Annotated in this window: 29 protein-coding genes; 21 read left to right on the top strand and 8 right to left on the bottom strand. The window is 32.0% G+C overall.

Annotated elements, in window-relative coordinates; genetic code table 11:
- Window positions 1-40 precede the first annotated feature (40 nt).
- From Q4Q40_RS11830 to Q4Q40_RS11815, 4 genes are read left to right on the top strand one after another with little or no spacing between them, the layout of a single operon-like run.
- On the top strand, window positions 41-496 hold the full coding sequence (locus Q4Q40_RS11830) for a hypothetical protein (RefSeq protein ID WP_303302024.1): 456 nt from the start codon (window positions 41-43) through the stop codon (window positions 494-496).
- Window positions 497-500: 4 nt separating this feature from the next.
- Complete coding sequence (ribD, locus tag Q4Q40_RS11825) at window positions 501-1,553, top strand: bifunctional diaminohydroxyphosphoribosylaminopyrimidine deaminase/5-amino-6-(5-phosphoribosylamino)uracil reductase RibD (RefSeq protein ID WP_303302023.1); 1,053 nt, start codon at window positions 501-503, stop codon at window positions 1,551-1,553.
- Window positions 1,546-2,157 carry an HAD family hydrolase gene (locus Q4Q40_RS11820; RefSeq protein ID WP_303302022.1) on the top strand — a complete coding sequence of 204 codons (612 nt, stop codon included), beginning with the start codon at window positions 1,546-1,548 and terminating at the stop codon, window positions 2,155-2,157. The genes ribD and Q4Q40_RS11820 overlap by 8 nt, the downstream gene beginning before the upstream one ends.
- A gap of 4 nt (window positions 2,158-2,161) precedes the next feature.
- Window positions 2,162-2,770 (top strand): IMPACT family protein, encoded by a 609-nt coding sequence (locus Q4Q40_RS11815; protein WP_303302021.1) that lies wholly within the window; start codon window positions 2,162-2,164, stop codon window positions 2,768-2,770.
- A 158-nt stretch (window positions 2,771-2,928) separates the two neighbouring features.
- Here Q4Q40_RS11815 and Q4Q40_RS11810 read toward each other — a convergent pair whose 3' ends face one another.
- Entirely contained in the window at window positions 2,929-3,327 is a 399-nt protein-coding gene (locus tag Q4Q40_RS11810; RefSeq protein ID WP_303302020.1) for an acyl-CoA thioesterase, read from the bottom strand.
- Window positions 3,328-3,525: 198 nt separating this feature from the next.
- Here Q4Q40_RS11810 and dnaA point away from each other — a divergent pair, with 198 nt between their 5' ends.
- The 3 genes from dnaA to Q4Q40_RS11795 are packed head-to-tail and all read left to right on the top strand — an operon-like array spanning window position 3,526 to window position 6,153.
- A complete protein-coding gene (dnaA, locus tag Q4Q40_RS11805; protein ID WP_303302019.1) occupies window positions 3,526-4,953 on the top strand; it encodes a chromosomal replication initiator protein DnaA in 1,428 nt (475 codons plus the stop codon).
- A gap of 12 nt (window positions 4,954-4,965) precedes the next feature.
- Window positions 4,966-5,418, top strand: coding sequence for a low molecular weight protein-tyrosine-phosphatase (locus Q4Q40_RS11800; protein ID WP_303302018.1), 453 nt, complete (start codon window positions 4,966-4,968; stop codon window positions 5,416-5,418).
- A gap of 12 nt (window positions 5,419-5,430) precedes the next feature.
- Window positions 5,431-6,153: an SAM-dependent methyltransferase gene (locus tag Q4Q40_RS11795; protein WP_303302017.1), complete on the top strand. Its 723-nt coding sequence runs from the start codon at window positions 5,431-5,433 to the stop codon at window positions 6,151-6,153.
- An 86-nt stretch (window positions 6,154-6,239) separates the two neighbouring features.
- On the opposite strand, the gene Q4Q40_RS11790 is transcribed toward Q4Q40_RS11795, so the two are convergent.
- The 5 genes from Q4Q40_RS11790 to dapF all read right to left on the bottom strand — a co-directional run bounded on the left by Q4Q40_RS11790 (window position 6,240) and on the right by dapF (window position 10,454).
- Complete coding sequence (locus Q4Q40_RS11790; RefSeq protein ID WP_303302016.1) at window positions 6,240-6,896, bottom strand: lysozyme family protein; 657 nt, start codon at window positions 6,894-6,896, stop codon at window positions 6,240-6,242.
- A 111-nt stretch (window positions 6,897-7,007) separates the two neighbouring features.
- The gene (locus tag Q4Q40_RS11785; protein ID WP_303302014.1) at window positions 7,008-7,919 is read right to left on the bottom strand and encodes a DUF2279 domain-containing protein; all 912 of its coding nucleotides are present in this window, start codon (window positions 7,917-7,919) and stop codon (window positions 7,008-7,010) included.
- Window positions 7,919-8,962 (bottom strand): endolytic transglycosylase MltG, encoded by a 1,044-nt coding sequence (gene mltG / locus Q4Q40_RS11780; RefSeq protein WP_303302012.1) that lies wholly within the window; start codon window positions 8,960-8,962, stop codon window positions 7,919-7,921. Before mltG ends, Q4Q40_RS11785 begins: the two co-directional genes overlap by 1 nt.
- 197 nt (window positions 8,963-9,159) lie before the next feature.
- Window positions 9,160-9,684, bottom strand: a complete 525-nt coding sequence (locus tag Q4Q40_RS11775; RefSeq protein ID WP_303302011.1) for a GNAT family N-acetyltransferase — start codon at window positions 9,682-9,684, stop codon at window positions 9,160-9,162.
- Window positions 9,681-10,454, bottom strand: a complete 774-nt coding sequence (dapF, locus tag Q4Q40_RS11770; protein WP_303302010.1) for a diaminopimelate epimerase — start codon at window positions 10,452-10,454, stop codon at window positions 9,681-9,683. Before dapF ends, Q4Q40_RS11775 begins: the two co-directional genes overlap by 4 nt.
- Window positions 10,455-10,709: 255 nt before the next feature.
- Between dapF and Q4Q40_RS11765 the strand changes: the two genes are divergently transcribed.
- The 10 genes from Q4Q40_RS11765 (at window position 10,710) to Q4Q40_RS11720 (ending at window position 19,463) form a co-directional block, all read left to right on the top strand.
- Window positions 10,710-12,119, top strand: coding sequence for a trypsin-like peptidase domain-containing protein (locus Q4Q40_RS11765; protein WP_303302009.1), 1,410 nt, complete (start codon window positions 10,710-10,712; stop codon window positions 12,117-12,119).
- A gap of 144 nt (window positions 12,120-12,263) precedes the next feature.
- Window positions 12,264-13,712, top strand: a complete 1,449-nt coding sequence (locus Q4Q40_RS11760) for a glyceraldehyde-3-phosphate dehydrogenase (RefSeq protein ID WP_303302008.1) — start codon at window positions 12,264-12,266, stop codon at window positions 13,710-13,712.
- Between the two features lie 128 nt (window positions 13,713-13,840).
- On the top strand, window positions 13,841-14,461 hold the full coding sequence (locus tag Q4Q40_RS11755; protein WP_303302007.1) for a tRNA (guanine-N1)-methyltransferase: 621 nt from the start codon (window positions 13,841-13,843) through the stop codon (window positions 14,459-14,461).
- 93 nt (window positions 14,462-14,554) lie between these two features.
- Entirely contained in the window at window positions 14,555-15,229 is a 675-nt protein-coding gene (locus Q4Q40_RS11750; RefSeq protein WP_303302006.1) for a class I SAM-dependent methyltransferase, read from the top strand.
- A 166-nt stretch (window positions 15,230-15,395) separates the two neighbouring features.
- Window positions 15,396-16,073, top strand: a complete 678-nt coding sequence (gene trmD, locus Q4Q40_RS11745) for a tRNA (guanosine(37)-N1)-methyltransferase TrmD (protein ID WP_303302005.1) — start codon at window positions 15,396-15,398, stop codon at window positions 16,071-16,073.
- 324 nt (window positions 16,074-16,397) lie between these two features.
- A complete protein-coding gene (gene rplS / locus Q4Q40_RS11740; protein ID WP_303302004.1) occupies window positions 16,398-16,748 on the top strand; it encodes a 50S ribosomal protein L19 in 351 nt (116 codons plus the stop codon).
- Between the two features lie 38 nt (window positions 16,749-16,786).
- Window positions 16,787-17,020 (top strand): hypothetical protein, encoded by a 234-nt coding sequence (locus Q4Q40_RS11735; RefSeq protein ID WP_303302003.1) that lies wholly within the window; start codon window positions 16,787-16,789, stop codon window positions 17,018-17,020.
- 37 nt (window positions 17,021-17,057) lie between these two features.
- The gene (locus tag Q4Q40_RS11730) at window positions 17,058-17,327 is read left to right on the top strand and encodes a hypothetical protein (RefSeq protein ID WP_303302002.1); all 270 of its coding nucleotides are present in this window, start codon (window positions 17,058-17,060) and stop codon (window positions 17,325-17,327) included.
- A gap of 168 nt (window positions 17,328-17,495) precedes the next feature.
- Window positions 17,496-17,777: a hypothetical protein gene (locus Q4Q40_RS11725; RefSeq protein ID WP_303302001.1), complete on the top strand. Its 282-nt coding sequence runs from the start codon at window positions 17,496-17,498 to the stop codon at window positions 17,775-17,777.
- Window positions 17,778-18,014: 237 nt separating this feature from the next.
- On the top strand, window positions 18,015-19,463 hold the full coding sequence (locus Q4Q40_RS11720; protein WP_303302000.1) for a hypothetical protein: 1,449 nt from the start codon (window positions 18,015-18,017) through the stop codon (window positions 19,461-19,463).
- A gap of 205 nt (window positions 19,464-19,668) precedes the next feature.
- On the opposite strand, the gene Q4Q40_RS11715 is transcribed toward Q4Q40_RS11720, so the two are convergent.
- Window positions 19,669-19,863 (bottom strand): transposase, encoded by a 195-nt coding sequence (locus tag Q4Q40_RS11715; protein WP_303301999.1) that lies wholly within the window; start codon window positions 19,861-19,863, stop codon window positions 19,669-19,671.
- A 73-nt stretch (window positions 19,864-19,936) separates the two neighbouring features.
- Here Q4Q40_RS11715 and Q4Q40_RS11710 point away from each other — a divergent pair, with 73 nt between their 5' ends.
- Window positions 19,937-20,716, top strand: a complete 780-nt coding sequence (locus tag Q4Q40_RS11710) for a hypothetical protein (protein WP_303301998.1) — start codon at window positions 19,937-19,939, stop codon at window positions 20,714-20,716.
- A gap of 56 nt (window positions 20,717-20,772) precedes the next feature.
- On the top strand, window positions 20,773-21,855 hold the full coding sequence (locus Q4Q40_RS11705) for a hypothetical protein (RefSeq protein WP_303301997.1): 1,083 nt from the start codon (window positions 20,773-20,775) through the stop codon (window positions 21,853-21,855).
- A 193-nt stretch (window positions 21,856-22,048) separates the two neighbouring features.
- Here Q4Q40_RS11705 and Q4Q40_RS11700 read toward each other — a convergent pair whose 3' ends face one another.
- Window positions 22,049-22,243, bottom strand: a complete 195-nt coding sequence (locus Q4Q40_RS11700; RefSeq protein WP_303301996.1) for a transposase — start codon at window positions 22,241-22,243, stop codon at window positions 22,049-22,051.
- 73 nt (window positions 22,244-22,316) lie between these two features.
- On the opposite strand from Q4Q40_RS11700, the gene Q4Q40_RS11695 reads away from it, so the two are divergent.
- Window positions 22,317-22,796, top strand: coding sequence for a hypothetical protein (locus Q4Q40_RS11695; protein ID WP_303301995.1), 480 nt, complete (start codon window positions 22,317-22,319; stop codon window positions 22,794-22,796).
- Window position 22,797: 1 nt separating this feature from the next.
- Window positions 22,798-23,001, top strand: a complete 204-nt coding sequence (locus Q4Q40_RS11690) for a hypothetical protein (RefSeq protein WP_303301994.1) — start codon at window positions 22,798-22,800, stop codon at window positions 22,999-23,001.
- The last annotated feature ends 2 nt before the right edge of the window (window positions 23,002-23,003 follow it).

Below are 23,003 nucleotides of genomic sequence, written 5' to 3'. Positions count from 1 at the left end.
TTTACACCTAGTGAAGATACTTAAATCTAAAAAAATGAAAATGAGGAATATCATTATTTTATCAACAATATTATTTATTTTTTTTAGTTGCTCTGTTAATGAAAAACCAGAATTTTTATATGTCAAGAATATTAAAGTTCAAGAATCAACCTCAAAACATATCACTTTTACTGCTGATGCCTTTTTTGTAAACAAAAATGATATTGGTGGCGAATTAAAAACTGATGAAATAAAGGTTTTTGTTAATGATAATGAAATGGCAAACATATCAACTAAAAGCTTTAAAGTCCCTGCAAAAAAAGAATTTTCTATTCCTTTAAAAGTAAACATTCCAACCGATAGTATTTTTAGTGATAAAAACCTTAGCAGATTACTTGGTAGCTTATTTAATAAAAAAATGAAAGTACAATATAAAGGAGATATCATATACAAAGCTTTAGGCTTTTCGTATACCTATAATATTGATGAAACCGAAAATGTGAAGATTAAACTATAAATAATTGAATAGTCACGAAATCTACATAAAACGCTGTATAGAAATTGCTAAAAACGGTTTAGGCTCTGTTAGACCCAACCCCATGGTTGGCGCTCTTATTGTTTACAAAAACACGATTATAGGAGAAGGATACACAAGCCCCTATGGAGGCAATCATGCAGAAGTTAATGCTATAAATGCTGTTGCAGACAAAACCTTATTAAAAAAATCTACTATTTATGTAACACTTGAACCTTGCTCACATTTTGGCAAAACCCCACCTTGTAGCGACCTTATTATTAGACATAAAATTCCAAATGTGGTTATTGGCTGTGTAGATGATAATATAAAAGTTGCAGGAAAAGGCATCAAAAAACTCAGAGAAGCTGGTTGTCATGTTAATGTTGGAGTTTTAGAGTCTGCATGTAAAGCGCATCATAAACGCTTTTTTACATATCACAATAAAAAACGTCCATATATCATTTTAAAATGGGCAGAAACCAATGATGGTTTTATAGCACCAAAAAACAGAAAAGAGCAAAAACCAGTTTGGATCACTAATAAATATTCAAGACAACTCGTTCATAAATGGCGATCTGAAGAACAAGCAATCTTAGTGGGCACAAATACTGTTTTACAAGATAACCCTAGTTTAACAGTTAGAGATTGGAAAGGCACCCACCCCATTCGAATTGTTTTAGACAGCACTTTAAAACTCAATAAAAAAGCGTCTGTTTTCAATAATGAAGCAAAAACTATTATTTTAAGCGAGAAGATCAAAGACCAAGAATTAAAACAACATAATTCGAATTTGGAATTTATTGATTGGAATTCAAAACAAAATATTGCTAAACAAATCTGTGACGTTTTATATAAAAATGACATCAACTCTGTGATTATAGAAGGTGGACAAAAAACACTTCAAACATTTATTAATGCCAATTTATGGGACGAGGCGAGAGTCTTTACAGGAAACATTGAATTTAATGAAGGCACAAAAGCTCCTATTTTTTTGGGTAAATTAATTTCTGAAGAAAAAATTATAACAGACATTCTTAAAATTTACAAAAATGATTAAAACTATTATTTTCGATTTCGGAAATGTATTTATAAATTTAGATATAGAGGGATCTCAAGAACATATACTTAAGTCTTTTGAAATTGAATCATTATCAGAGGAAATGATTGCTTTTAATAGTTTTTATGAGCAAGGGCTCATTTCAACCGATGAATTTCTTGAATTTCATACTGAAAATTTCCCTAAACTTTCAAATGATGAAATAATTGATATTTGGAATTTTATATTAAAAGATTTCCCTAAACACCGACTAGATTTCTTAAAACAACTTAAATCAGATTCAAATTACAAGCTTATACTATTAAGTAATACGAATGAGCTTCATATTGATTGGATAAAAAAACACATCCCTATATATGAAGAATTCAAAAGCTACTTTGATACTTTTTATTTATCTCATGAAATACATTTAAGAAAACCTAATCATGATATTTTTGAATTCGTGTTGAATGAGAATAAATTAAACGCAAACGAATGTCTTTTTATTGATGACAATACAGACAACATTAATACCGCTAAATCTTTAGATTTTAAGACTTGGAACATTAACCCTGCCACAGAAGATGTAAGTAACCTGTTTAAAACTAAAAGCAATTTATTCTAATTTTTTGACCGAAAAAGACACATACAAAACCATCGATATTGCTTCCGAAGAAGTATTATTTAAAGATAAAAACAGTAAATTCTTTGGATATGCTTTTCCTGTATTAAATGAAGATGATGTAAAACACTATTTAGAAAAATTAAAAAAAGAACATCATGCCGCAAGACACTGGTGTTACGCTTATCAATTAGGAACAGAAACTATTTCCTATCGTGCAAATGATGATGGAGAACCAAGTAATTCTGCAGGCATGCCCATTTATGGGCAAATACAATCTTTTGAGGTTACTAATATTTTAATTGTCGTAGTTCGATACTTTGGCGGCGTTAAATTAGGTGTTGGTGGTTTAATTAACGCCTATAAAACGACAGCACAAATAGCATTAAAAGGTGCTAACATTATAGAAAAGACGATAAATATAGATTACCTTATTTCGTTCGATTATAAAAACATGAATAAAGTGATGCGTATTATTAAAGAAAAAAACTTAAATATTATCAATCAGGTATTAGAAATGGATTGTAAAATCACTATTTCTGTGAGAAAAAAAAATGCCCCATCTATTTTTGAAACTTTTAATCATCTCTTTGAAATAGATATTAAAGCAGTATAAACTTTTTTATTTGCAACAAAAAACAGCTATTTGATGATCAAATAAAGCGTTTTTTGTGATTTTCAGCAATGTTATAACTCACAAAAAAAGGCAAAAATTGAACAAGAAAAAGCCACTTGTACCCCTTTGAAAAAAGATTAAATCACTTCATAAAAAATTTAGCTTTCCATAAGCTCCAAAAGATATTTAGGTATCATTATTGGCCGCTTGGTTTTTGTATTAATAAAAACTAAAACTACAGTCGCTTTTGTTAAAATTTCTCCTTTTTCATTTGTGATTTCATGCTCAAATTCAATCTTAGTAGTAGGTGTACTTTTTAGTTGAGTTTTTACATTAATTACATCATCATAACCCGCTGATTTTTTATAGTTTATGTTCAAAGAAACTACAGGTAACATAATGCCTTTTTCTTCCATTGATTTATATGATACACCAAGTTTTCGCAACCATTCAACCCTTCCCATTTCAAGGTATAATGCGTAATTACCATAATAGACAACACCCATTTGGTCAGTTTCACCATATCTCACTCTTATTTGTATTTCATCGACTTTCATAAGTATTATTAGTTTTTTTTTTGTAGTTTCGGGATGAGCTTAAATATGGGGAAAAAATTCTGAAAATTCTATAGTAAATGATTTTTTTTTTAAGAATTTTGTTCACATCTTTGCCACAAGTAAATTGGGGCTATGGGGGAATTCACTCTTTCATCGTATTAAAAAAACTAACTAACAAAAACGACTTAAACTTAACTAATGAGTATAACTGCGCAATCGGTATGGGATAATTGTCTAGAATTTATAAAGGATAACATTCAACCGCAAGCTTACAAAACTTGGTTTGAACCTATTATTGCAGTTAAACTTACTGACAATGCATTGAGCATTCAAGTTCCTAGTAAATTCTTTTATGAATGGCTTGAAGAGCATTATGTAAAAATATTAAAAGTATCACTCACAAAAGAGTTAGGTGAAACAGCTAAACTTGTTTACATTATAAAAATGGAAAACACGTATGGCAATAAACAACCTTTTACCGAAAAAATTCCAAGTACAAATAGAGGCTCTGTAAAATCTCAAGATGTAGACATTCCTTTAAACAATAAAAGTCCAGAATTAAGGAATCCTTTTGTAATTCCAGGGATTAGAAATGTTAAGATTGAATCTCAACTAAACCCTAATTATAGTTTTGAAAATTTTTTAGAAGGCGACTCTAACCGTTTAGCTCGCAGTGCTGGATTAGCAGTTTCTGCTAAACCTGGAGGCACTTCTTTTAACCCGCTTTTAATTTTTGGAGGTGTTGGTTTAGGCAAGACACACTTAGCACATGCCATTGGTGTTGATATAAAAGATAAATATCCAGAAAAAACTGTTTTATATATTTCTGCAGAAAAGTTTACACAACAATATATAGATGCCGTTAAGAAAAACAATAGAAATGATTTTATCCATTTTTATCAAATTATTGACGTATTAATTATTGATGATGTTCAATTCCTTTCTGGAAAAACAGGAACACAAGACGTTTTCTTCCATATCTTTAATCATTTACATCAAAACGGTAAACAAGTTATTCTAACTAGTGATAAGGCACCCGTTGATATGCAAGATATTGAGCAACGCTTATTATCTCGTTTTAAATGGGGACTTTCTGCCGAGTTACAAACACCAGATTTCGAAACTAGAGTTTCTATACTTAGAAATAAATTATATCGTGATGGCGTTGATATGCCAGAAGATATTATTGAATACGTAGCAAAAAACATTAAAACGAATGTTAGAGAATTAGAAGGCGCTATCATTTCATTAATAGCACAATCTTCATTCAATAAAAAAGAAATCACAATTGATTTAGCTAGAATTATAGTTGAAAAATTTGTTAAGAATACCAAACGCGAAGTTTCTATAGATTACATTCAAAAAGTAGTATCAGATTATTTCCAAATGGATATTGATACTTTACAATCTAAAACAAGAAAACGCCATATTGTTCAGGCGCGCCAATTAGCTATGTTTTTTGCTAAAAAATTCACTAAGGCATCACTGGCAAGTATTGGTTCTCAAATAGGAAAACGTGATCACGCCACTGTTTTACACGCTTGTAAAACAGTAGATAATCTATCTTCAACAGATAAACAATTTAGAAAATATGTTGAGGATATCACTAAAAAGCTTTCAGTTTAAAACTCACTTATAATGACTAAAATTCTGATGGTATGCTTGGGAAACATTTGTCGTTCTCCACTAGCCGAAGGTATTTTAAAATCTAAACTTCCAAGCGATTTATTTAAAGTAGATTCTGCTGGTACGGCTAATTATCATGTTGGAAATTCTCCAGACAAACGCTCTGTAGCAGTAGCTAGAAAATACGGATTAGATATTTCTAATTTAAAAGGAAGACAATTTAAAACTTCAGATTTTGATTTGTTCGATTTAATCTATGTCATGGACGATTCGAACTTTAATAATGTTATTTCACTAGCAAGAAACGATGAAGATATTGCAAAAGTTAAATTCATTTTAAACGAAATTTATCCAAATCAAAATTACGATGTTCCAGATCCATATTATGGCGGAGACGAAGGCTTTGAAAACGTTTACAAAATGTTAGATGAAGCTTGTGGTGTGATTGCTGAAACGTTGACTTAAACCAAACAATTCATGGATACAAGCACAGCTAAAGGTAAGCTATATTTAATCCCTACAACATTAGGAGACAACGATCCGTTGGAAGTTTTACCCATCTCAGTAAAACAAATCATTGAACAAACCGATACTTATATTGTTGAAAATGAAAAAACAGCAAGACGTTTTATAAAAAGAATTACTCCCGATAAACCACAACCATCTTTAAACATGTTTCACTTAAATAAGTTTACAGATGTAAGTGAGTTACCTGGTTTTTTAACCCCTTGTTTAAATGGAACTAATATTGGGCTTTTATCTGAAGCTGGATGCCCTGGAGTTGCAGACCCTGGTGCAGATATTGTAAAACTAGCACATCAAAAAAACATTAAAGTAGTACCTTTAGTGGGACCATCATCCATATTAATGGCCATAATGAGTTCTGGCATGAACGGACAAAGTTTTGCTTTTAATGGGTATTTACCTATAGATAAAGGAGATCGAAAAAATGAAATTAAACGGTTAGAACGTCTGTCTTTTGAACACAATCAATCACAATTATTCATAGAAACGCCCTATAGAAACAATAAAATGCTGGAAGACTTATGTCATACACTAGAAAAAAATACTGAGATATCTGTAGCATGTGACATAACTTTAAGCACAGAATTCATAAAAACACAAACGGCTAGTGCCTGGAAAAAAAATATTGTAGACCTACATAAGAGACCTACAATATTTATTATTCATAAAAGCTAGACTTCAACTTACTCGAACGAAAATCATAGTTTTAGTTAAAACCTCAATATAAAAAAAACATCTCGGAATTTATTCTGCAACTATAACTATATAGCCTTTGCTTCTTTATTTGGTTTTACAAAAGACGTATCATATCCTGAAAAACGTTTCATATAATGATACACAGTTGTTCCGTATCCATCAGCAAAATTATCTAAGCCATAACTTCTTAAATATTTTTTCACATTGCCAGGACCTGCTAAATGTGCTGCAGCGAGAATACCTGACTCTGTAACTATAATACCATTAATTCGTTTTCCAACAAAATTCTTAATATCACGTCTTAAAATCCATTTATTACGTTCTGCATTTGCAATAAAAGCGCGCTCTTGAAGCTTAGGGTTCTTTAAAAATTTAGCTGAATTTTTAATTCCAATCATTTTTAAAGTCTCTGTTCCAAATTGATATTTGCCTAAATACCCATATGTATTCACAGAAAAATAATCACCACCAGATTCTCTAAAAGCCAATGCTTCTTTAAATCCAACAAACGATTTTCCTAAATAAGGTGTAAACAATTCGTTAGATGCTAACAAATTAGAATCTTTGCTTGTATCATCTAATACCGTGTAATTTAAGTCTAATCCTTCTGTAGAATGTTCTTTACTTAAATTAACTGTCTCATTAGATGAGAACGATACATCATACAATATAAAACATATTGTAAGCGAGAGGGTTGTATAACTTGCAATATTCTTTATCATAATTTTAAATTTTTTCAGTGCATTTTTATAGTAAAATACTCCTTGAAATTTCAGCGTGCAAAATTAGGCTTTTTTTTAATTTTTTCAAAATTAATCGATTATGTGTGTTTTTTAGTTGTAGAATAGATGAAATACACACTTGTTTTCATTGATTTCTAATGTAGGGAATGGTATCTTTACCATATTAAAAATGCTTAAAACAGACTTTAATAATTTTGAATTTGTCCTAATAGCATTCAAATTTACATCAAAACTTAAATAGTATTGACGCCCCCTTCGATTAGTTGTTAACAGTTGATTGTCAATATCTTTCGTTCCAGAAAGCATTCCATCTGCTCCATAACCTACTGCTATGTTCAACCATTTAGGAATTTTACTTTCTTTAAAAAAGGCATGTAAGTTAGCACTTAGCCAGTAAGTTTGCCCATTATAGTCTTTCAATACCTGCTCTAAAAAGTGCTCCCCTAGCTTATCTGGGTTTAAATTCGCATAGCGCGTTTGATGAAACGAGTACTTTAAAGCAATTCTTTGCTCTTCCCACAATAATTCTTGTCCAATATACAAACCTGTTCCTGCTGCATTTGCTGTAATATCTCCCCACGAAAAACCCCATTCTTTCGAATATCCATCTAAAATTTCAACAACCGTTAAAAAACCAAAACCTAAAGTGGCGCCATAAATTAATTGATCCTTATTCCCTACACCACTCCAATTAAGTAGTTGCGCACCGTGTTTTCCCATTTGGTAAGCTGTAAAGGCATGCCCTATTTTATCCATTTGGAGCCATTCACTGTTATCATTAACAGTATGAAACTTTGATCTATCGAAATCTTCATACCAAAGTTGATTCAATCCTACTAAAGTTATAGCAGCTATAGATGCCTCAGTAATAACGACTGCGTTTCTTCTAGGTTTATTAAGTGTATCACTAGACGTTAAAAAGTCATTTAGCCTAGACTGTGAATAAGAAAGAGATGTTAATAGCGTAAATAAAAGAATATATTTTGTTTCAGAGTGTCTCACTATTTATTAATACCTTGAGATGACAAATAACGATGATACGCTCTGGCATTCGCATTATGCTGTGCTAACGTTTTAGCAAATTTATGGTAACCAAGGCGTTTGGCATCGGCAGCAAAATATATGTATGCATGCTTCTCATAATTTAAAACAGCATCAATAGCAGATATATCTGGCATAGCAATTAAGCCAGGCGGTAACCCTGCATTCATATATGTATTATAAGGAGATTCGATCTCTTTATGGATATTTAAAACACGTTTAATAATAGTATTTTTATATTCAGGTAATTTATAAGCGGCAAATTTAAGTGTGGGATCTGCCTGCAATGGTATCCCCATTTTTAATCTATTTATATAAACACCAGCTATTCTTGGTTGCTCGTCAGCTTGTTTAGATTCTTCATATACTATAGATGCCAAGGTTATAACTTCGTCTTGAGACAAATTAATTGCTTTTACTTTATTTTTTCGCGAATCATTCCAAAAACGATTATACTCTTTAAGCATACGATCTCTAAACGCTTCGGCTGATGTATTCCAGAAAAACTCATAACTATTAGGTAAATACATACCTAAAGCTGTTGCTTCTTTAAAGTTGTTTTTAACTAAAAACGATTCATCTTTCATTTCTTTTAGCAAAGAAGTGCTATCTGCATCTATTTGTACAGCAATACGTCCTGCTAATTTTTCAAGGGTTTCCTGATTGTTAAAGGAGAGTTTAATTGGTATATTCTTGCTACGAATAGAGTTAATAATATCATTATTACTCATCCCCTTTTTAATAGCATACTTCCCAGCTTTAATATTTGTTGTATATTTCTTTTGTTCAGCTAAATCATCAAAAGAATCGATATCATCTAATAATGGTGCTAACTGGTTTCTAACATCCTCATAAACTGCATTAGAGGGAATAAAAATATAAGCCGTGTCGTTATTAAACGCCGTATTAGGCTTTAGCATTGCTTTATACACAAAGTTTGCAAAAAATCCTGCAACCACCAAGCCAATAACTACAATCGTAAGAAGTATTTTTTTTATATACATTTAATCTAAAAATTCTCCGACCCTTGGGTCGGGGTTTCCTATTCACCTCTCCTTTGGAAAGGTCATAACTGCCTTTTTTGGTAGTTCTGGGTGAGATAAAATACAAAATTCGGCTTTGTCTCTAAAGACAAAATGAAACAGACAAAATACTCCTATAGTTTACCTAGGGTGATAGTCCGTTTCAAGAATTTATTTATTTATTTATTTATAAGCTGAAATAAGTATTCATTTTTATAAGAACCATTACTATGAATCCAATCCTTTTTAAGTCCTATTTTTTTAAATCCCTGATTTGTAAAAAGCGTCATACTCGCTTCGTTTTCTTCAGAGATATTACAATACAATTGGTGTAAACCCAAATGCGTAAAACTATAATCCACTAATAATTTAAGAGCCTCTTTACCATAACCTTTACCTCTATCATTTGCTTCCTTCACTAAAATACCAACACCTGCTCTACCATTTTTAAAATCGAAATCGAACAAATCAATCATTCCCATAGATACTTCTTTATAACTCGAAATAACCAGTCGTAATTGTTTAACTTCAAAAATATCTTTATGTGCTTGCTCTAAATACTGCTTTATTAAATACTTAGAATATGGTGTTATCGTATTGCTAATTTCCCAGATAGTCTCATCATTTTCTATAGTATGAATAAACTCCAAATCTTCAGGCTCTAAAGCACGTAAATATATATTTTCGCCTTTTAGAGTGATCATATAGTCCCTTTAAAAACTAATTTAGCAGATCCAATAAGCCATACATTTTTGTATAAGCCATCTTCAAGCTCAAAAGACACTTGTAGTTCGCCGCCTTGTACTTGAAGTGTTATAAGGTGATCTGTAGTTTCATTAATAGCGTGCATTGCTAAAGCAACAGCAGTAGCTCCAGTACCACATGATAGTGTTTCATCTTCTACACCTCGTTCGTAAGTTCTAACTGTAAACGTTTGATCGTTTAATTTCTTTACAAAATTCACATTACTTCCAGCTTCATTATATGGCGATCCATATCTAATTTTAGAACCTTCAGCTTTTATATCAAATGCTTCTATCTGATTTTCAAATTGCACATGATGAGGCGACCCAGTATCTAAAAAAACATGGTCTTCATACTTTTCAACAGTATCAACATCTACCATTTGAAGTTTCACAATATCGCCTTCAATAGTAGCATGGTGCAAACCGTCAATAGCTTCAAAAACGGCTTTATCCTTAATAACACCTAATTGTTTAGCAAATGCGACTAAACAACGTCCGCCATTACCACACATAGAACTTTGGTTTCCATCAGCATTATAATAAACCATTTTAAAATCTACATCATCATGATTTTCCAATAGAATAAGTCCATCTGCGCCTATACCAAACCGTCTGTCACATAGTAAAGCCACATGTTTAGTGTTATTTTTGTCGAAAGTTTGCTGACGATTATCAATCATCACAAAATCATTTCCTGTACCCTGATATTTATAAAAAGTCTGTTTCATAATAAAACACAAAGATATAAATATTAAACTGTATTTTCGACTGTTAAATAGGCGTTAAAATTCGCGTTAAAAATCGTTAAAACAGTATTGATTTTTCAATAAATATTTAATTTTGAACGTTATTAAACTGAAAATCAAGAAATGTATAGTAACAAAATTAATTGTAAAACATTCTTAAACAATTAATTCTTGTTTTCCGAATTTCTGAATGTATAGAAGTTCTAGGTACATTTATTAAACAAAAAATTTAAAAAGATGAAAAAGATTTTATCATTAGTATTGGTTTCAGCGTTAGGTGGTACTTTAACCCTTGGTGCCTATAAATTATTTTTGGAAAAAGAAAACAAAGTCGTTGTAGCACCCACTGAAACAAAACCTAATTTTCTACCTACTAAAAGTGTAAACAGCTTATTAAACACAAACGAAACACCCAATTTCACTGTTGCAGCCGAAAACACAGTTCATGCAGTGGTGCATGTAAAAAATATGACGCTTAGTTCTGGACAAATGACTTTTGAAGATTTGTTTTTTGGAAGACGTTCTCAACGTGCTCAATTAGGAACAGGCTCTGGGGTTATAATTAATGCTGATGGATACATTATAACAAACAACCACGTTATTGATAATGCACATGAATTATCGGTTACTCTTAATAACAATACAACATATAAAGCTGAATTAATTGGCACAGACCCAAAAACAGATATAGCGCTTTTGAAAATTGATGCAGATGAAGATTTACCTTATGCCACCTTTGGAGATTCAGACCAGGCTAAAATTGGTGAGTGGGTACTTGCCGTTGGAAACCCTTTTAATCTAACATCTACTGTAACCGCAGGTATAATTAGTGCTAAATCTAGAGATTTAACAGGTAAAAGTTCCCAATCGTTTATTCAAACTGATGCAGCAGTAAACCCTGGTAATTCAGGTGGCGCTTTAGTAAACACTAACGGTGAGCTAATTGGTATCAATACAGCCATTTCATCTCAAACGGGATCTTATATTGGTTATTCGTTTGCAGTACCAAGTAATATTGCACGTAAAGTCATTGAAGATATTATGGAATACGGCAATGTACAAAATGGTGTGTTAGGCATAAAAGGTGGTACTTTTAATAATACTGCGGCCGAAGAAATTGGTATTAACTATACAGAAGGTGTATATGTTGGTGAAGTCATTAAAAATTCTGGAGCTGAAAAAGCTGGTATAAAAAAAGGAGATGTTATTAAAAAATTAGATAATATTGAAGTTTCTAAATTTGAAGACTTAAGCGGTTATATAAAAACAAAGCGCCCCAATGATGTGGTAACTGTTGAATTACTTAGAAATAATACCTTAAAAACATTACCTGTAACACTTTCCAAAACAGAAATGTTTTCTATCAATTTTATGAAAATGGAATTAAAAGATTTATCAGATTCTTTTAAGGAAACATATAATATTGACTACGGCGTTATGGTTAAAGAAACACAAAACCAATGGCTGTATTCTAACTTAGGAATTTCTGAAGGTTATATTATTACTGGAATAAATGATATTAAAATTGAATCCATTGAAGATATATCCAAACTAAAAGAAAAATATGGAGACGATATTCAAGAAAATATTAAAAGGTTAGCATATATTAACAAAAGAAAAGAGAAAAAAGAAGTGATTTTTAGATAAAAAATCACCCATAAAAATAAGCTTTTAATCCCATCAAAAATTAAATTTTTTGATGGGATTATTTTTTTATCAAAATACGCTACGAAAACGTTTGAAATATGATACTTTTGCCAAGAATTAAACAAACTTTTAAACTATTTTACAATGTCTTTTAACAAAGCTTATGAAAATGAGTTAGCCTTTCAAGCAGATCGTCGAAGAGCTACCGTAGAATTTATTAAAATTATAAGTGACCTTTGGTACGACAAGTCCATTGAGTTAGTAATTTTCAGAAATCAACTTATTGATAGAAATGTGAGTCAAATTTTAAACCTTCATGAATATGCTGGTAAATTTGTACAAAAACCGATCTCTATTTTCGATTCTGTTGAAATAGCTCAGGCTATTAAAACACTTGATATTCCTCCTGCAAAATTGGATATTGGAAAACTCACCTATGAATTTCACTTAGAAGATAACAAGCACAGCAATGCTACCGCTTTTGTTGCTGCAAAATTAAAAAGTGCTAGCAAAAATGGTGATATTTTTCCTAAAGATGTTGTTCTGTATGGATTTGGTAGAATTGGGCGTTTAGTTGCTCGTGAGCTCATGACACGAACTGGCAAGGGAAGTCAACTACGTTTAAGAGCCATTGTTACCCGAGGAGCCATTGATGAAAAAATACTAGAAAAGCGTGCTTCCTTATTACGTAACGATTCGGTTCATGGTGATTTCTCAGGGACAGTTTCTGTAGATATAAAAAACAGCGCCTTAGTTATAAATGGCACTACTGTAAATATTATTTCTGCTAATGCTCCAGAAGACATCGATTATACTAAGTACAAAATAAAAGACGCCTTAGTAATCGATAATACAGGAGCTTTTAGAGATAAAAAAGCTTTAAGCAGGCATTTAAAATCTAAAGGTACTAGTAAAGTATTATTAACGGCACCAGGAAAAGAAATTCCTAACATCGTTTATGGTGTAAATCATTCAGAAAATAATCCAGATAAAATTGATATTTTCTCAGCAGCATCTTGTACTACCAATGCTATTACACCAGTTTTAAAAGCTATTGAAGATTCATTTGGTGTAAAATCTGGTCATTTAGAAACGATACATGCTTACACAAACGATCAGAATTTAGTAGATAATTTCCATAATAAATACCGTCGTGGTCGTGCTGCTGGGTTAAATATGGTCATTACAGAAACTGGAGCTGGCAGTGCTGTTGCTAAAGCCTTGCCCAGTTTAGAAGGCAAACTTACATCAAACGCCATTCGGGTTCCCGTTCCTAATGGCTCTTTGGCCATTCTAAACTTAGAGTTAAAAACTAAAACATCTTTAAATAGTATTCATACCATTTTAAAGAAATATGCTTTAGAAGGCGATTTAGTCGAACAAATTAAATTCGAACTAAGTGATGAGTTAGTATCTAGCGATATAGTAGGAAGTTCAGCTCCTTCTATTTATGATAGCAAAGCAACCGTTGTACGCAAAGACGGTAAAAATATTGTTTTATATATATGGTACGATAACGAATACGGATATAGTCACCAAGTAATAAGACTTGCAAAATATATTGCAAAAGTTAGACGTTATACATATTATTAATGTAGGTCATCTAAATTGAGATTTCAATCGTATATAAATTAGCCTCATTTTATGAGGCTTTTTATTTATTTATAATGTATAATAAACAATATTTTATAACTTCGCAGAACCACTAAAACCAATCGTAAATGAATTCTATTAAACAAGTCCCTCTCATAATTTTGCTATTTATCTCCTCACTAATCTCTTTTTCTCAAACAAAAATTGCAAAAGATAAGCTTTCGCTAAATAGTGGTACCATAAGTAGTCAATTTGAATACGTCATTCAAAAATCGTATACCTATAAAGGCAATGGTAAAGTTTACAAAAATGTAGAATATCATTGGTTAACACAATTAAAAGCACATACACAAGATTCTTTAAAAGCAGTACATAAAAAACTCGCTAACACGCAGTTAGTTGTAAAAACGCAAGACAAAGAGATTTCAGATTTAAAATCGAAACTTACTAATACACAAAGTGATTTAGACAAAACCAATTCAGAAAAAGATAATATGGCCTTGTTTGGTTTACAAATGAGTAAAGCAAGCTATAACGTTCTTATGTGGTCTATTATAGGAGGCTTATTAGCTTTACTTATTTTATTTCTTTATAAATTTAAAAATAGCAATTCGATTACTAAAGGCGCTAAACGTGCCCTTGCCGAAATTGAAGAAGAATTTGAAGAACACCGAAAAACTGCTTTAGAGCGAGAGCAAAAAGTAAGACGCCAATTACAGGACGAAATAAACAAACAAAAAGGATTATAAATAAATCCGAAAAAGAAATTTATAAATCTGTAATATACTATTACAGATTTTTTTTTGACTATAACAATAAAAAAGAATAAAGACATTCAATAAATGGCAGAAAAAATTAACCCTGACAATAAACTTACCCCAAAAGAACTTGCAAAGCACCTTAGACAACCAGAAGGTGAAACAGGAAAAGAAGTAGGGTTACAAATGAATAAAGGCAACAAACATATTTGCTTAAACTCATATAAAGTACTTAATCCTAAAAACAAAAATCATATTCTGGAAATTGGCATGGGCAATGGCTTTTTTGTTAAAGATTTATTGAAAATGGCAGATGATTTAAACTATTTAGGTGTTGACTTCTCTCCTACTATGGTTAATGAAGCAACAATTATAAATGAAGCATTAATTAAATCTGAAAAAGTAAGTTTTAAACAAGCTTCTATTGAAAAGCTACCTTTTAATGATCATACTTTTGATTGTATTACAACCACCAATACGCTTTACTTTTGGCCACAGCCACAAGATAACGCTAAAGAACTACTAAGGGTTTTAAAACCTGGAGGTAAATTATTAATAGCATACCGCTCTAAAAGTTTTATGGATCAAATAGAACTTTCTAAACATGGATTTGTAAAATACGACATATTAGATGTTGAAAATTTACTAACCAAATCTGGTTTTAAACAAATCGTTACTGAAACTATCAAAGAACCTGAATTAGATTTTGATGGTGACATTTTCGAAATGGAAGGTATTTATACTATTGGTATCAAATAAGCCTAAATTTCAACCTGTGTTAATTTAAGTAAAAACATTATTTCAAATATTAATTAATAATATGGATATATTTGAAGAAGTCCTTATTGGAATACACCCTTCCAAAAAAATACGAGCCAAAATAACAAACAATTAAATTATCTTTGTAATTCCTTAAAACAACCCAATGCGCATAGATATCATCACCGTTTTACCAGAACTATTAAAAAGCCCATTTGATGCTTCAATTTTAAAACGTGCTATTGAAGCAGGCTTAGTGGAAGTCCATTTCCATAATTTACGTGATTATACTACCGATAATTATAAATCTATCGACGACACACAATTTGGAGGCGGTGCAGGTATGGTTATGATGGTAGAGCCTATTGATAAATGTATCTCTGCTTTAAAAGCAGAAAGAGATTATGACGAAGTTATTTATATGACACCAGATGGCGAGACTTTAAAGCAAGGTATTGCCAATCAAATATCTCTAAAAGAAAATATTATTATTTTATGCGGACACTATAAAGGCGTAGACCAACGTGTGCGTGACCAATTTATAACTCGGGAAATTTCTATTGGTGATTACGTATTATCTGGTGGGGAGTTAGGAGCTGCTGTACTTTGTGATGCTGTGATTCGTTTAATCCCAGGTGTGTTGGGGAATGAGACCTCTGCCCTAACCGATTCGTTTCAAGATAATTTATTGGCACCACCCATCTATACCAAACCTCGTGAATATAAAGGTTGGAAAGTTCCAGAATTACTATTCAGCGGAAATTTTCCTGAGATTGAAAAATGGCGAGAAGAACAAGCTTACCAACGTACAAAAGAACGACGACCAGATCTATTGGAAGATTGATCTTATAATTTCAACTAAAATAATAGTCTTAAGAAAAAGAAACCTAATAGAATTAGTCTATCTAAACTAATCTTAATAATTATAACTCTTTTACGGTTTTTAGTTCATTTGTAAAGCTTCTAAATTTAAAAATTATAGCCTCTCTGCTATTAATGATAACAATGTTAGTAATAGATATAAGCTCAAAATGAGTATTTCCAAAAAACTTATAACTTATTACTTTTAACTTATTTCTTTTTGCTTATCTTTGCAGCCAATTTCGGGTTAACCTCTGGCGAGAATCGTGAATGTTGTTCTGGATTAATTATAATTAAATTTAAAGATATGGAATCTTTAGTAAAATTTGTACAAGACGAATTTGTAACAAGAAAAGATCTACCAGAATTTTCAGCTGGAGATACAATTACTGTTTATTACGAAATTAAAGAGGGTAACAAAACAAGAACACAGTTTTTTAGAGGTGTAGTAATACAAAGAAGAGGATCTGGAACATCAGAAACTTTTACCATTAGAAAAATGTCTGGTTCTATTGGGGTTGAACGTATTTTCCCAATTAACTTACCTGCATTACAAAAAATAGAAGTTAACAAACGTGGTCAAGTACGTAGAGCAAGAATCTACTACTTTAGAGGTCTTACTGGTAAAAAAGCTAGAATTAAAGAACGTAGACGTTAGTAACAAACATATGAAAAGTGTAATTAAGTAAACTTATAGTGAAAGAGGCAAAAGAATTTGTAGAGAACTTTTTTGAACTAGAGGCGAATGTTTTTATGAAAAAGAAGCGTAAAAGTTTACAGAACTACCTTGATGGCGTGGAAGATCTAAAACAATTAGCATTAGGTAGTTTAATTAGAGAGTTGGGGTTTATGTTCTTAGTGCAGGAAAGCATGAGTTCTACAGAAAGAAAAAGGTATTACCTTGCTTACCAAGACACTTATTCAAGATAAGTAAGTATTTTTTTGATAAATATGGTGATGTTTTTTTGTGTATGCTTCTGAGCAAAACCCTTCTGATTATAATAAAAAATTAAGAGTTGTTTTTGTTCTAATTGAGGAAGATGAGAAGTTTAAAATTGTACAATATGGGATTTATTCTGATTTTTCAACTGATGGACTTAGTTATCAATGGGAATATTACGGTGGTGGATATGAAGATTTAACCTTAGATAAATTAGGTAGTCCAGTGTCTATCGAGCGTTATCAAGAGCCAATAGAAAGCTTTGATGGTTTGAAGCATTACAATGCTCATATTTAGAACTTATTATTAAAGAGATTTAGAGCCTCTATTACTTGATTGTGATAGAGGTTTTTAATGTAATTACATATCTTTACGCTACACCTAACGCAAGTATCGGGGAATTCCAATGATTAACTTATAACTATGCTAAAAAAAACGGATTTAAGAAAATATCTACTGCAAGAAGTGAATACTTTCCTGAAACCAAAGGGGTTCAAGAAAAAGAAAGAGGATTTCCTGATTTGTTCTGACATAGGTGTTAATCAGTTTGGAATAGTCATTAGTTATTACGGAACAGCAGGTAGTTGGCTGAATTTCAGTGCCACAATAGGGTCTGATGCTGTGAACAAGGTTAGCAAGGAGTTCGATGAGAAAACCAAAGAATTTAGTAGTGATGATCATAGTCCATTGATTACAACATTAACTGATTTAAAGGAAATCCCGCATCCCTATAACGCGACGAGGTAATGACCCTGGACGATGCTGATCAGGTGCTGCAAAACTTTTACTTGGACTATGAAAAGTACATTGGGCCTTTTTTTGAACAATACAATAACCTGGAGGTCATTGAACAATACATGAACCGAAATTATGAACTTGAAGGTAACTTGAGAGAAAATTAACAATTCAGTTTCCTGAGGAAGAAGTAAGAATTGAAAGAATAATAGAAGGGCTTAAATCATTGGTTAAACAAGAATTATTGAGATGGTAGATTTTTCGACAGCGCTTAGGAAAATTTGGAAGAAAAAGAAGGTATTTAAACCTAGTATAATTAAAGATTCTGTCCTCAGTTGTGGGGGCACTATCGATAATGCATCTATAGAAAAGAGATTAAAAGAAACTAACCTAACACTGCCTGATGTATTAAAAAGACTTCTCGAACAGTATGGTAAGCAGGCATTAGAATGGATGATACCCAACCCTAGCCATCAAAATCGATTGCTTCATTCTTATGGTTCGATTTGGGGTACATGGCATTTCGAGTATGGAGGATTCCAGAATATAATAGGCTTTAAAGACAATGTTCGTATAGGAATTCCTTTTTTCTCAAAAGTAGATGATGTAGACAAACGTAAATTTTTAGAGCAACTCTATATCCTTAAAGATTTAAAGTTTGGTAAGTTGGTTCTTATCAAGATAGGTGATGATGATGACACTCATGAGCTTTATTTATTTGATCATCCTCAAACCTTAGTTAAGCTAACCATCAATTTAGAGCAGTATCTTTCCTTGACCGAGAAGACAATGGGATTATATTGTTGGGAAGAATACGTAACCGAAGATAGTTATAAACTTGATGGAAGCATTCCTGATAGTTTCCATCAAAATATGGCGATCCTTTTTCCTGACGAAGATTTAAGTGCTTTTAGAAATGCACCAGAACTAGAGGATAGCGTATTTAATCGCTTTGTAACAAAACAAGATAAAGTAGATTACAGAGCAGGTTTTATAGCCAAAATGAAAGAGCTACAAAGCAATCCCAATATAGAGTTTAAATATTATGAAAATTCATTAGGTCATAGAAGAGATCAAACCCCATATACTGCACATTACGGAGTGAAAGAAGTTGTGCTAAGAAAAATAAAGCGCGACTATGGTAGAGAAATACCCGAAAGTATGCTTGCGTTTTATTATCAAATGAATGGTTGTCGTGTGCAATGGGAGTATAATGCCCCTGAAGACGAAGAGTGGTTAGAAGGAAAAATTAATTTCCTTGAATTAGAAGAGGTGATGGGAGGTAAATGGAAAGAGTCTTATTTAGAATGGAACTCTCCAGATCTTTTTAAAGATGAAGACACTGTCTATTATTTTAATGAAGAAGAAGCCGATGATAATCCCAAAATGGCTGAATTAATGCTTTCAGCAAGGATTTTTGATGAACAAGGGGAAATGCAGGATTATTTCATCAACTTCATTAAAGACCAAGAAGAACCTGATATTTATAAAATAGTACGAACAAATTTTTATAAAATGAATATTGATTTTATAACTTTTGTTGAGGCTAGGATTGAGTTTTTAGGAATTAAAGATTGGGAATATAAGTATATCAATGATCCAGATTTTGATGAAGCCTTTACCGAGCGAATTCTTGAAGAGTTTAGAAAAAAAGTAATCAAAGTCCTTCCTTCTGCAAATTTTGATAAATTCATTTAGTGATTAATCTTTGCTCTAGCCCTTCTGGTCGTAGATTAAGCGTAGCGGTTCTACGACTAATCATGTTTGTATTGGAGACTATTTTATATTAGAAACCATAAACCTCTATTACGAAAGTGATAGAGGTTTTTTATTGGGTAATAATCCTACACAAAAGTGAATGATAGTCCACATTGAAAAAAAACACTTTTTTTCAATTTATGTCTTAGGAAGTCATTTTTTGAATATCACAACCTATTTCTAAAAAATGTATCTCATAAAGTCTCGATATTTCTAAACATATATTTCGTAACGTTTGTGAAACTTCTGGTGTCAAAAATTTTCTCCTATATTTTATAGGACAAACCAAATGATACAATAATAAACTCTTATTATGAGTCTTATGAATATGATCACTCATAATACCAAAATTACATATCTTTACGCTACACCCAACGCAAGTATCGGGGAATTCCAATGATTAACTTATAACTATGCTAAAAAAAACAGATTTAAGAAAGTATCTACTGCAAGAAGTGAATACTTTCCTGAAACCAAAGGGGTTCAAGAAAAAGAAAGAGGATTTCCTGATTTGTTCTGACATAGGTGTTAATCAGTTTGGAATAGTCATTAGTTATTACGGAACAGCAGGTAGTTGGCTGAATTTCAGTGCCACAATAGGGTCTGATGCTGTGAACAAGGTTAGCAAGGAATTCGATGAGAAAACCAATAAATTTAGTAGTGATGATTATAGTCCGTTGATTACAACATTAACTGATTTAAAGGAAATCCCGCATCCCTATAACGACGAGGTAATGACCCTGGACGATGCTGGTCAAGTGCTGCAAAACTTTTACTTGGACTATGAAAAGTACATTGGGCCTTTTTTTGAGCAATACAATAACCTGGAGGCCATTGTTGGTAGTAAGTTAATTGGAGAAATCTTTGAGAAATGGGGTGAAGAACTTTACGTTCCAGATATTAGTGGAGTTGAAGTAATGTTTAAGACCAGTAAAGTCAAAAAGTTAAGAAGAGCCGATGGTCATGTTAATGGTACCATTATCGAGATGAAACCGGTTACTGGAAAACCAACCCCTGAGCATAAAGAACAGATGCGAGATTATGCGGATGTAATAGAGAATAAAGCTAAAGGAAAACTTGCCCGTAGTGAAGAAGAAGTAGGGCCTTTTTCAAAAATTAGTTACTATTTCAGTAATACAGAAGCTGCTGATGCTTGGAGATCTGATTTAGAAAAATATTTGGTGAAAAGGTGAACATAATTGTTCCAAATGACTCATCAAGTAAGGATGTAATAGACATATAAACCAAAATGGAAATAGATCTAAATTTTAGTCTCCAGTTCAATGAAGAGCCAGAAGACATATGGCTCGAAAAGGGTCATGTAATTCAAGAAATGATAGAGGTGATTGAAGAAATGAATTTCATGAACTTTAATTATTTTATGGATAAATACGTTGATTATACGGAGATTAAAAATGTCCGAGATGGGATGAAGTACTTTGGTATTGAAAAAGCCCCCTCTTCAAGTTATTCGGCTAATTTTTGTAAAAAGAAGGATGACCTAAAAGATTCTTTATGTTTACACTTTGGTGGCTTGATATTACAAATATCTATCTCGTTGGCAAGTGATAACCCACCGTCAGTAATAGCTAAATATAAAAAGCTGGTGTGGACTATCTATGAAAAATTTAGTCATGAGTTTGTTTTTGGTCCTGTAATTTCCATTTCGACAAATATTAGTGAGTACCCTCGGTATAGGCCCATCAGGTTGTATAAATGGTTAGAATCTAATTCAATAGTTAATTTTATTCAACCACATTATTATGAAAAAATTAATCCAGCAACCAAAATAGAAGGTATGGATCATTTATTAAATGATGAATTGCCTAAGAGAGTTTTTCGGGAACAAAAGGGCGATTTGATTATGGTAGACTGGGGTACAGACCAAGAAATCAATGAAAGCAGTATTACTCAAATTTTGATGGATAGAGAAGATTGGATTTATTCTAAACTAGTTTTAAAGCCAAAATCAAGTTTTACTAAGGAAGGTGATAAAAAGTCGGTTTCTACTTTAGCTCTTAGTCAGGTTACGGATATCGATAAATTCTTCACCTATTACCATAGCGCTGCAAAATTAGCATTCAAGGTTTGTGAGTTAGGTGAAAATGGAGTGTTAGACATCAAAACACAAGAGCAACTTGTTCATAAATCCGAGGCAAGAAAATTGGATGACGGCCAAGAAATTGATAGGATAGTACTTATTATGCCGGACAGAGAACAAGCCGTGTCTATTAGTGAAAAAGCTAAAGAATTAGGAGTGTATAAAGCTCTTTACGTGGATGATAAATCCAATCTGTGGGATATGGCTCCAAAAGGAGACTGGAGGAACTAGGTGTCAACCCTTCTGGTCGTAGATTAAGCGCAGCGGTTCTACGACTAATCATGTTTGTATTGGAGACTATTTTATATTAGAAACCATAAGTCTCTATTACGAAAGTGATAGAGGTTTTTTATTGGGTAATAATCCTATACAAAAGTGAATGATAGTCCACATTGAAAAAAAACACTTTTTTTCAATTTATGCCTTAGAAAGTCATTTTTTGAATATCAAAACCTATTTCTAAAAAATGTATCTCATAAAGTCTCGATATTTCTAAACATATATTTCGTAACGTTTGTGAAACTTCTGGTGTCAAAAATTTTCTCCTATATTTTATAGGACAAACCAAATGATACAATAATAAACTCTTATTATGAGTCTTATGAATATGACCACTCATAATCCCAAAATTACATATCTTTACGCTACACCCAACGCAAGTATCGGGGAATTCCAATGATTAACTTATAACTATGCTAAAAAAAACAGATTTAAGAAAGTATCTACTGCAAGAAGTGAATACTTTCCTGAAACCAAAGGGGTTCAAGAAAAAGAAAGAGGATTTCCTGATTTGTTCTGACATAGGTGTTAATCAGTTTGGAATAGTCATTAGTTATTACGGAACAGCAGGTAGTTGGCTGAATTTCAGTGCCACAATAGGGTCTGATGCTGTGAACAAGGTTAGCAAGGAGTTCGATGAGAAAACCAAAGAATTTAGTAGTGATGATCATAGTCCATTGATTACAACATTAACTAATTTAAAGGAAATTTCGTACTTTCACAAGAACAAGGTAATGACCCTGGACGATGCTGATCAGGTGCTGCAAAACTTTTACTTGGACTATGAAAAGTACATTGGGCCTTTTTTTGAGCAATACAATAACTTGGAAGCCATAGAACAATACATGACGAGAAATAGTAAATGCAAATTCAGAGAAACATGTGACTTTTAATATGACCGTAGATGCAGAATATTATATTTTGACTGATGCTGCTACTTTGAAAGCTTTTAAAGATCATATGAAGGCTGGAGAAAAAAATGAGGTGTATAAAATACTAAAAACTAATAAAGACCCTAGAAAAGCTAAGAAGGTTGATTACGTCGCTGCTCAATTTAAAGCCGATGGAGAATCGGTAAGCGGTATGGTGGTGATGTGAAT

This window comes from Flavivirga jejuensis (assembly GCF_030540765.1).
GTDB lineage: Bacteria > Bacteroidota > Bacteroidia > Flavobacteriales > Flavobacteriaceae > Flavivirga > Flavivirga jejuensis.
This window is presented reverse-complemented; position numbering and strand designations above follow the sequence as displayed.

Excerpts from the sequence above, each read along its gene's own strand:
- Q4Q40_RS11830 (WP_303302024.1), top strand. The coding sequence starts at position 41 with ATGAGGAATATCATTATTTTATCAACAATATTATTTATTTTTTTTAGT.
- Q4Q40_RS11820 (WP_303302022.1), top strand. The coding sequence starts at position 1,546 with ATGATTAAAACTATTATTTTCGATTTCGGAAATGTATTTATAAATTTA.
- Q4Q40_RS11810 (WP_303302020.1), bottom strand. The coding sequence starts at position 3,327 with ATGAAAGTCGATGAAATACAAATAAGAGTGAGATATGGTGAAACTGAC.
- dnaA (WP_303302019.1), top strand. The coding sequence starts at position 3,526 with ATGAGTATAACTGCGCAATCGGTATGGGATAATTGTCTAGAATTTATA.
- Q4Q40_RS11800 (WP_303302018.1), top strand. The coding sequence starts at position 4,966 with ATGACTAAAATTCTGATGGTATGCTTGGGAAACATTTGTCGTTCTCCA.
- Q4Q40_RS11795 (WP_303302017.1), top strand. The coding sequence starts at position 5,431 with ATGGATACAAGCACAGCTAAAGGTAAGCTATATTTAATCCCTACAACA.
- Q4Q40_RS11790 (WP_303302016.1), bottom strand. The coding sequence starts at position 6,896 with ATGATAAAGAATATTGCAAGTTATACAACCCTCTCGCTTACAATATGT.
- mltG (WP_303302012.1), bottom strand. The coding sequence starts at position 8,962 with ATGTATATAAAAAAAATACTTCTTACGATTGTAGTTATTGGCTTGGTG.
- Q4Q40_RS11775 (WP_303302011.1), bottom strand. The coding sequence starts at position 9,684 with ATGATCACTCTAAAAGGCGAAAATATATATTTACGTGCTTTAGAGCCT.
- dapF (WP_303302010.1), bottom strand. The coding sequence starts at position 10,454 with ATGAAACAGACTTTTTATAAATATCAGGGTACAGGAAATGATTTTGTG.
- Q4Q40_RS11765 (WP_303302009.1), top strand. The coding sequence starts at position 10,710 with ATGAAAAAGATTTTATCATTAGTATTGGTTTCAGCGTTAGGTGGTACT.
- Q4Q40_RS11760 (WP_303302008.1), top strand. The coding sequence starts at position 12,264 with ATGTCTTTTAACAAAGCTTATGAAAATGAGTTAGCCTTTCAAGCAGAT.
- Q4Q40_RS11755 (WP_303302007.1), top strand. The coding sequence starts at position 13,841 with ATGAATTCTATTAAACAAGTCCCTCTCATAATTTTGCTATTTATCTCC.
- Q4Q40_RS11750 (WP_303302006.1), top strand. The coding sequence starts at position 14,555 with ATGGCAGAAAAAATTAACCCTGACAATAAACTTACCCCAAAAGAACTT.
- trmD (WP_303302005.1), top strand. The coding sequence starts at position 15,396 with ATGCGCATAGATATCATCACCGTTTTACCAGAACTATTAAAAAGCCCA.
- rplS (WP_303302004.1), top strand. The coding sequence starts at position 16,398 with ATGGAATCTTTAGTAAAATTTGTACAAGACGAATTTGTAACAAGAAAA.
- Q4Q40_RS11720 (WP_303302000.1), top strand. The coding sequence starts at position 18,015 with ATGGTAGATTTTTCGACAGCGCTTAGGAAAATTTGGAAGAAAAAGAAG.
- Q4Q40_RS11715 (WP_303301999.1), bottom strand. The coding sequence starts at position 19,863 with ATGAGTGATCATATTCATAAGACTCATAATAAGAGTTTATTATTGTAT.
- Q4Q40_RS11710 (WP_303301998.1), top strand. The coding sequence starts at position 19,937 with ATGCTAAAAAAAACAGATTTAAGAAAGTATCTACTGCAAGAAGTGAAT.
- Q4Q40_RS11705 (WP_303301997.1), top strand. The coding sequence starts at position 20,773 with ATGGAAATAGATCTAAATTTTAGTCTCCAGTTCAATGAAGAGCCAGAA.
- Q4Q40_RS11700 (WP_303301996.1), bottom strand. The coding sequence starts at position 22,243 with ATGAGTGGTCATATTCATAAGACTCATAATAAGAGTTTATTATTGTAT.
- Q4Q40_RS11695 (WP_303301995.1), top strand. The coding sequence starts at position 22,317 with ATGCTAAAAAAAACAGATTTAAGAAAGTATCTACTGCAAGAAGTGAAT.
- Q4Q40_RS11690 (WP_303301994.1), top strand. The coding sequence starts at position 22,798 with ATGACCGTAGATGCAGAATATTATATTTTGACTGATGCTGCTACTTTG.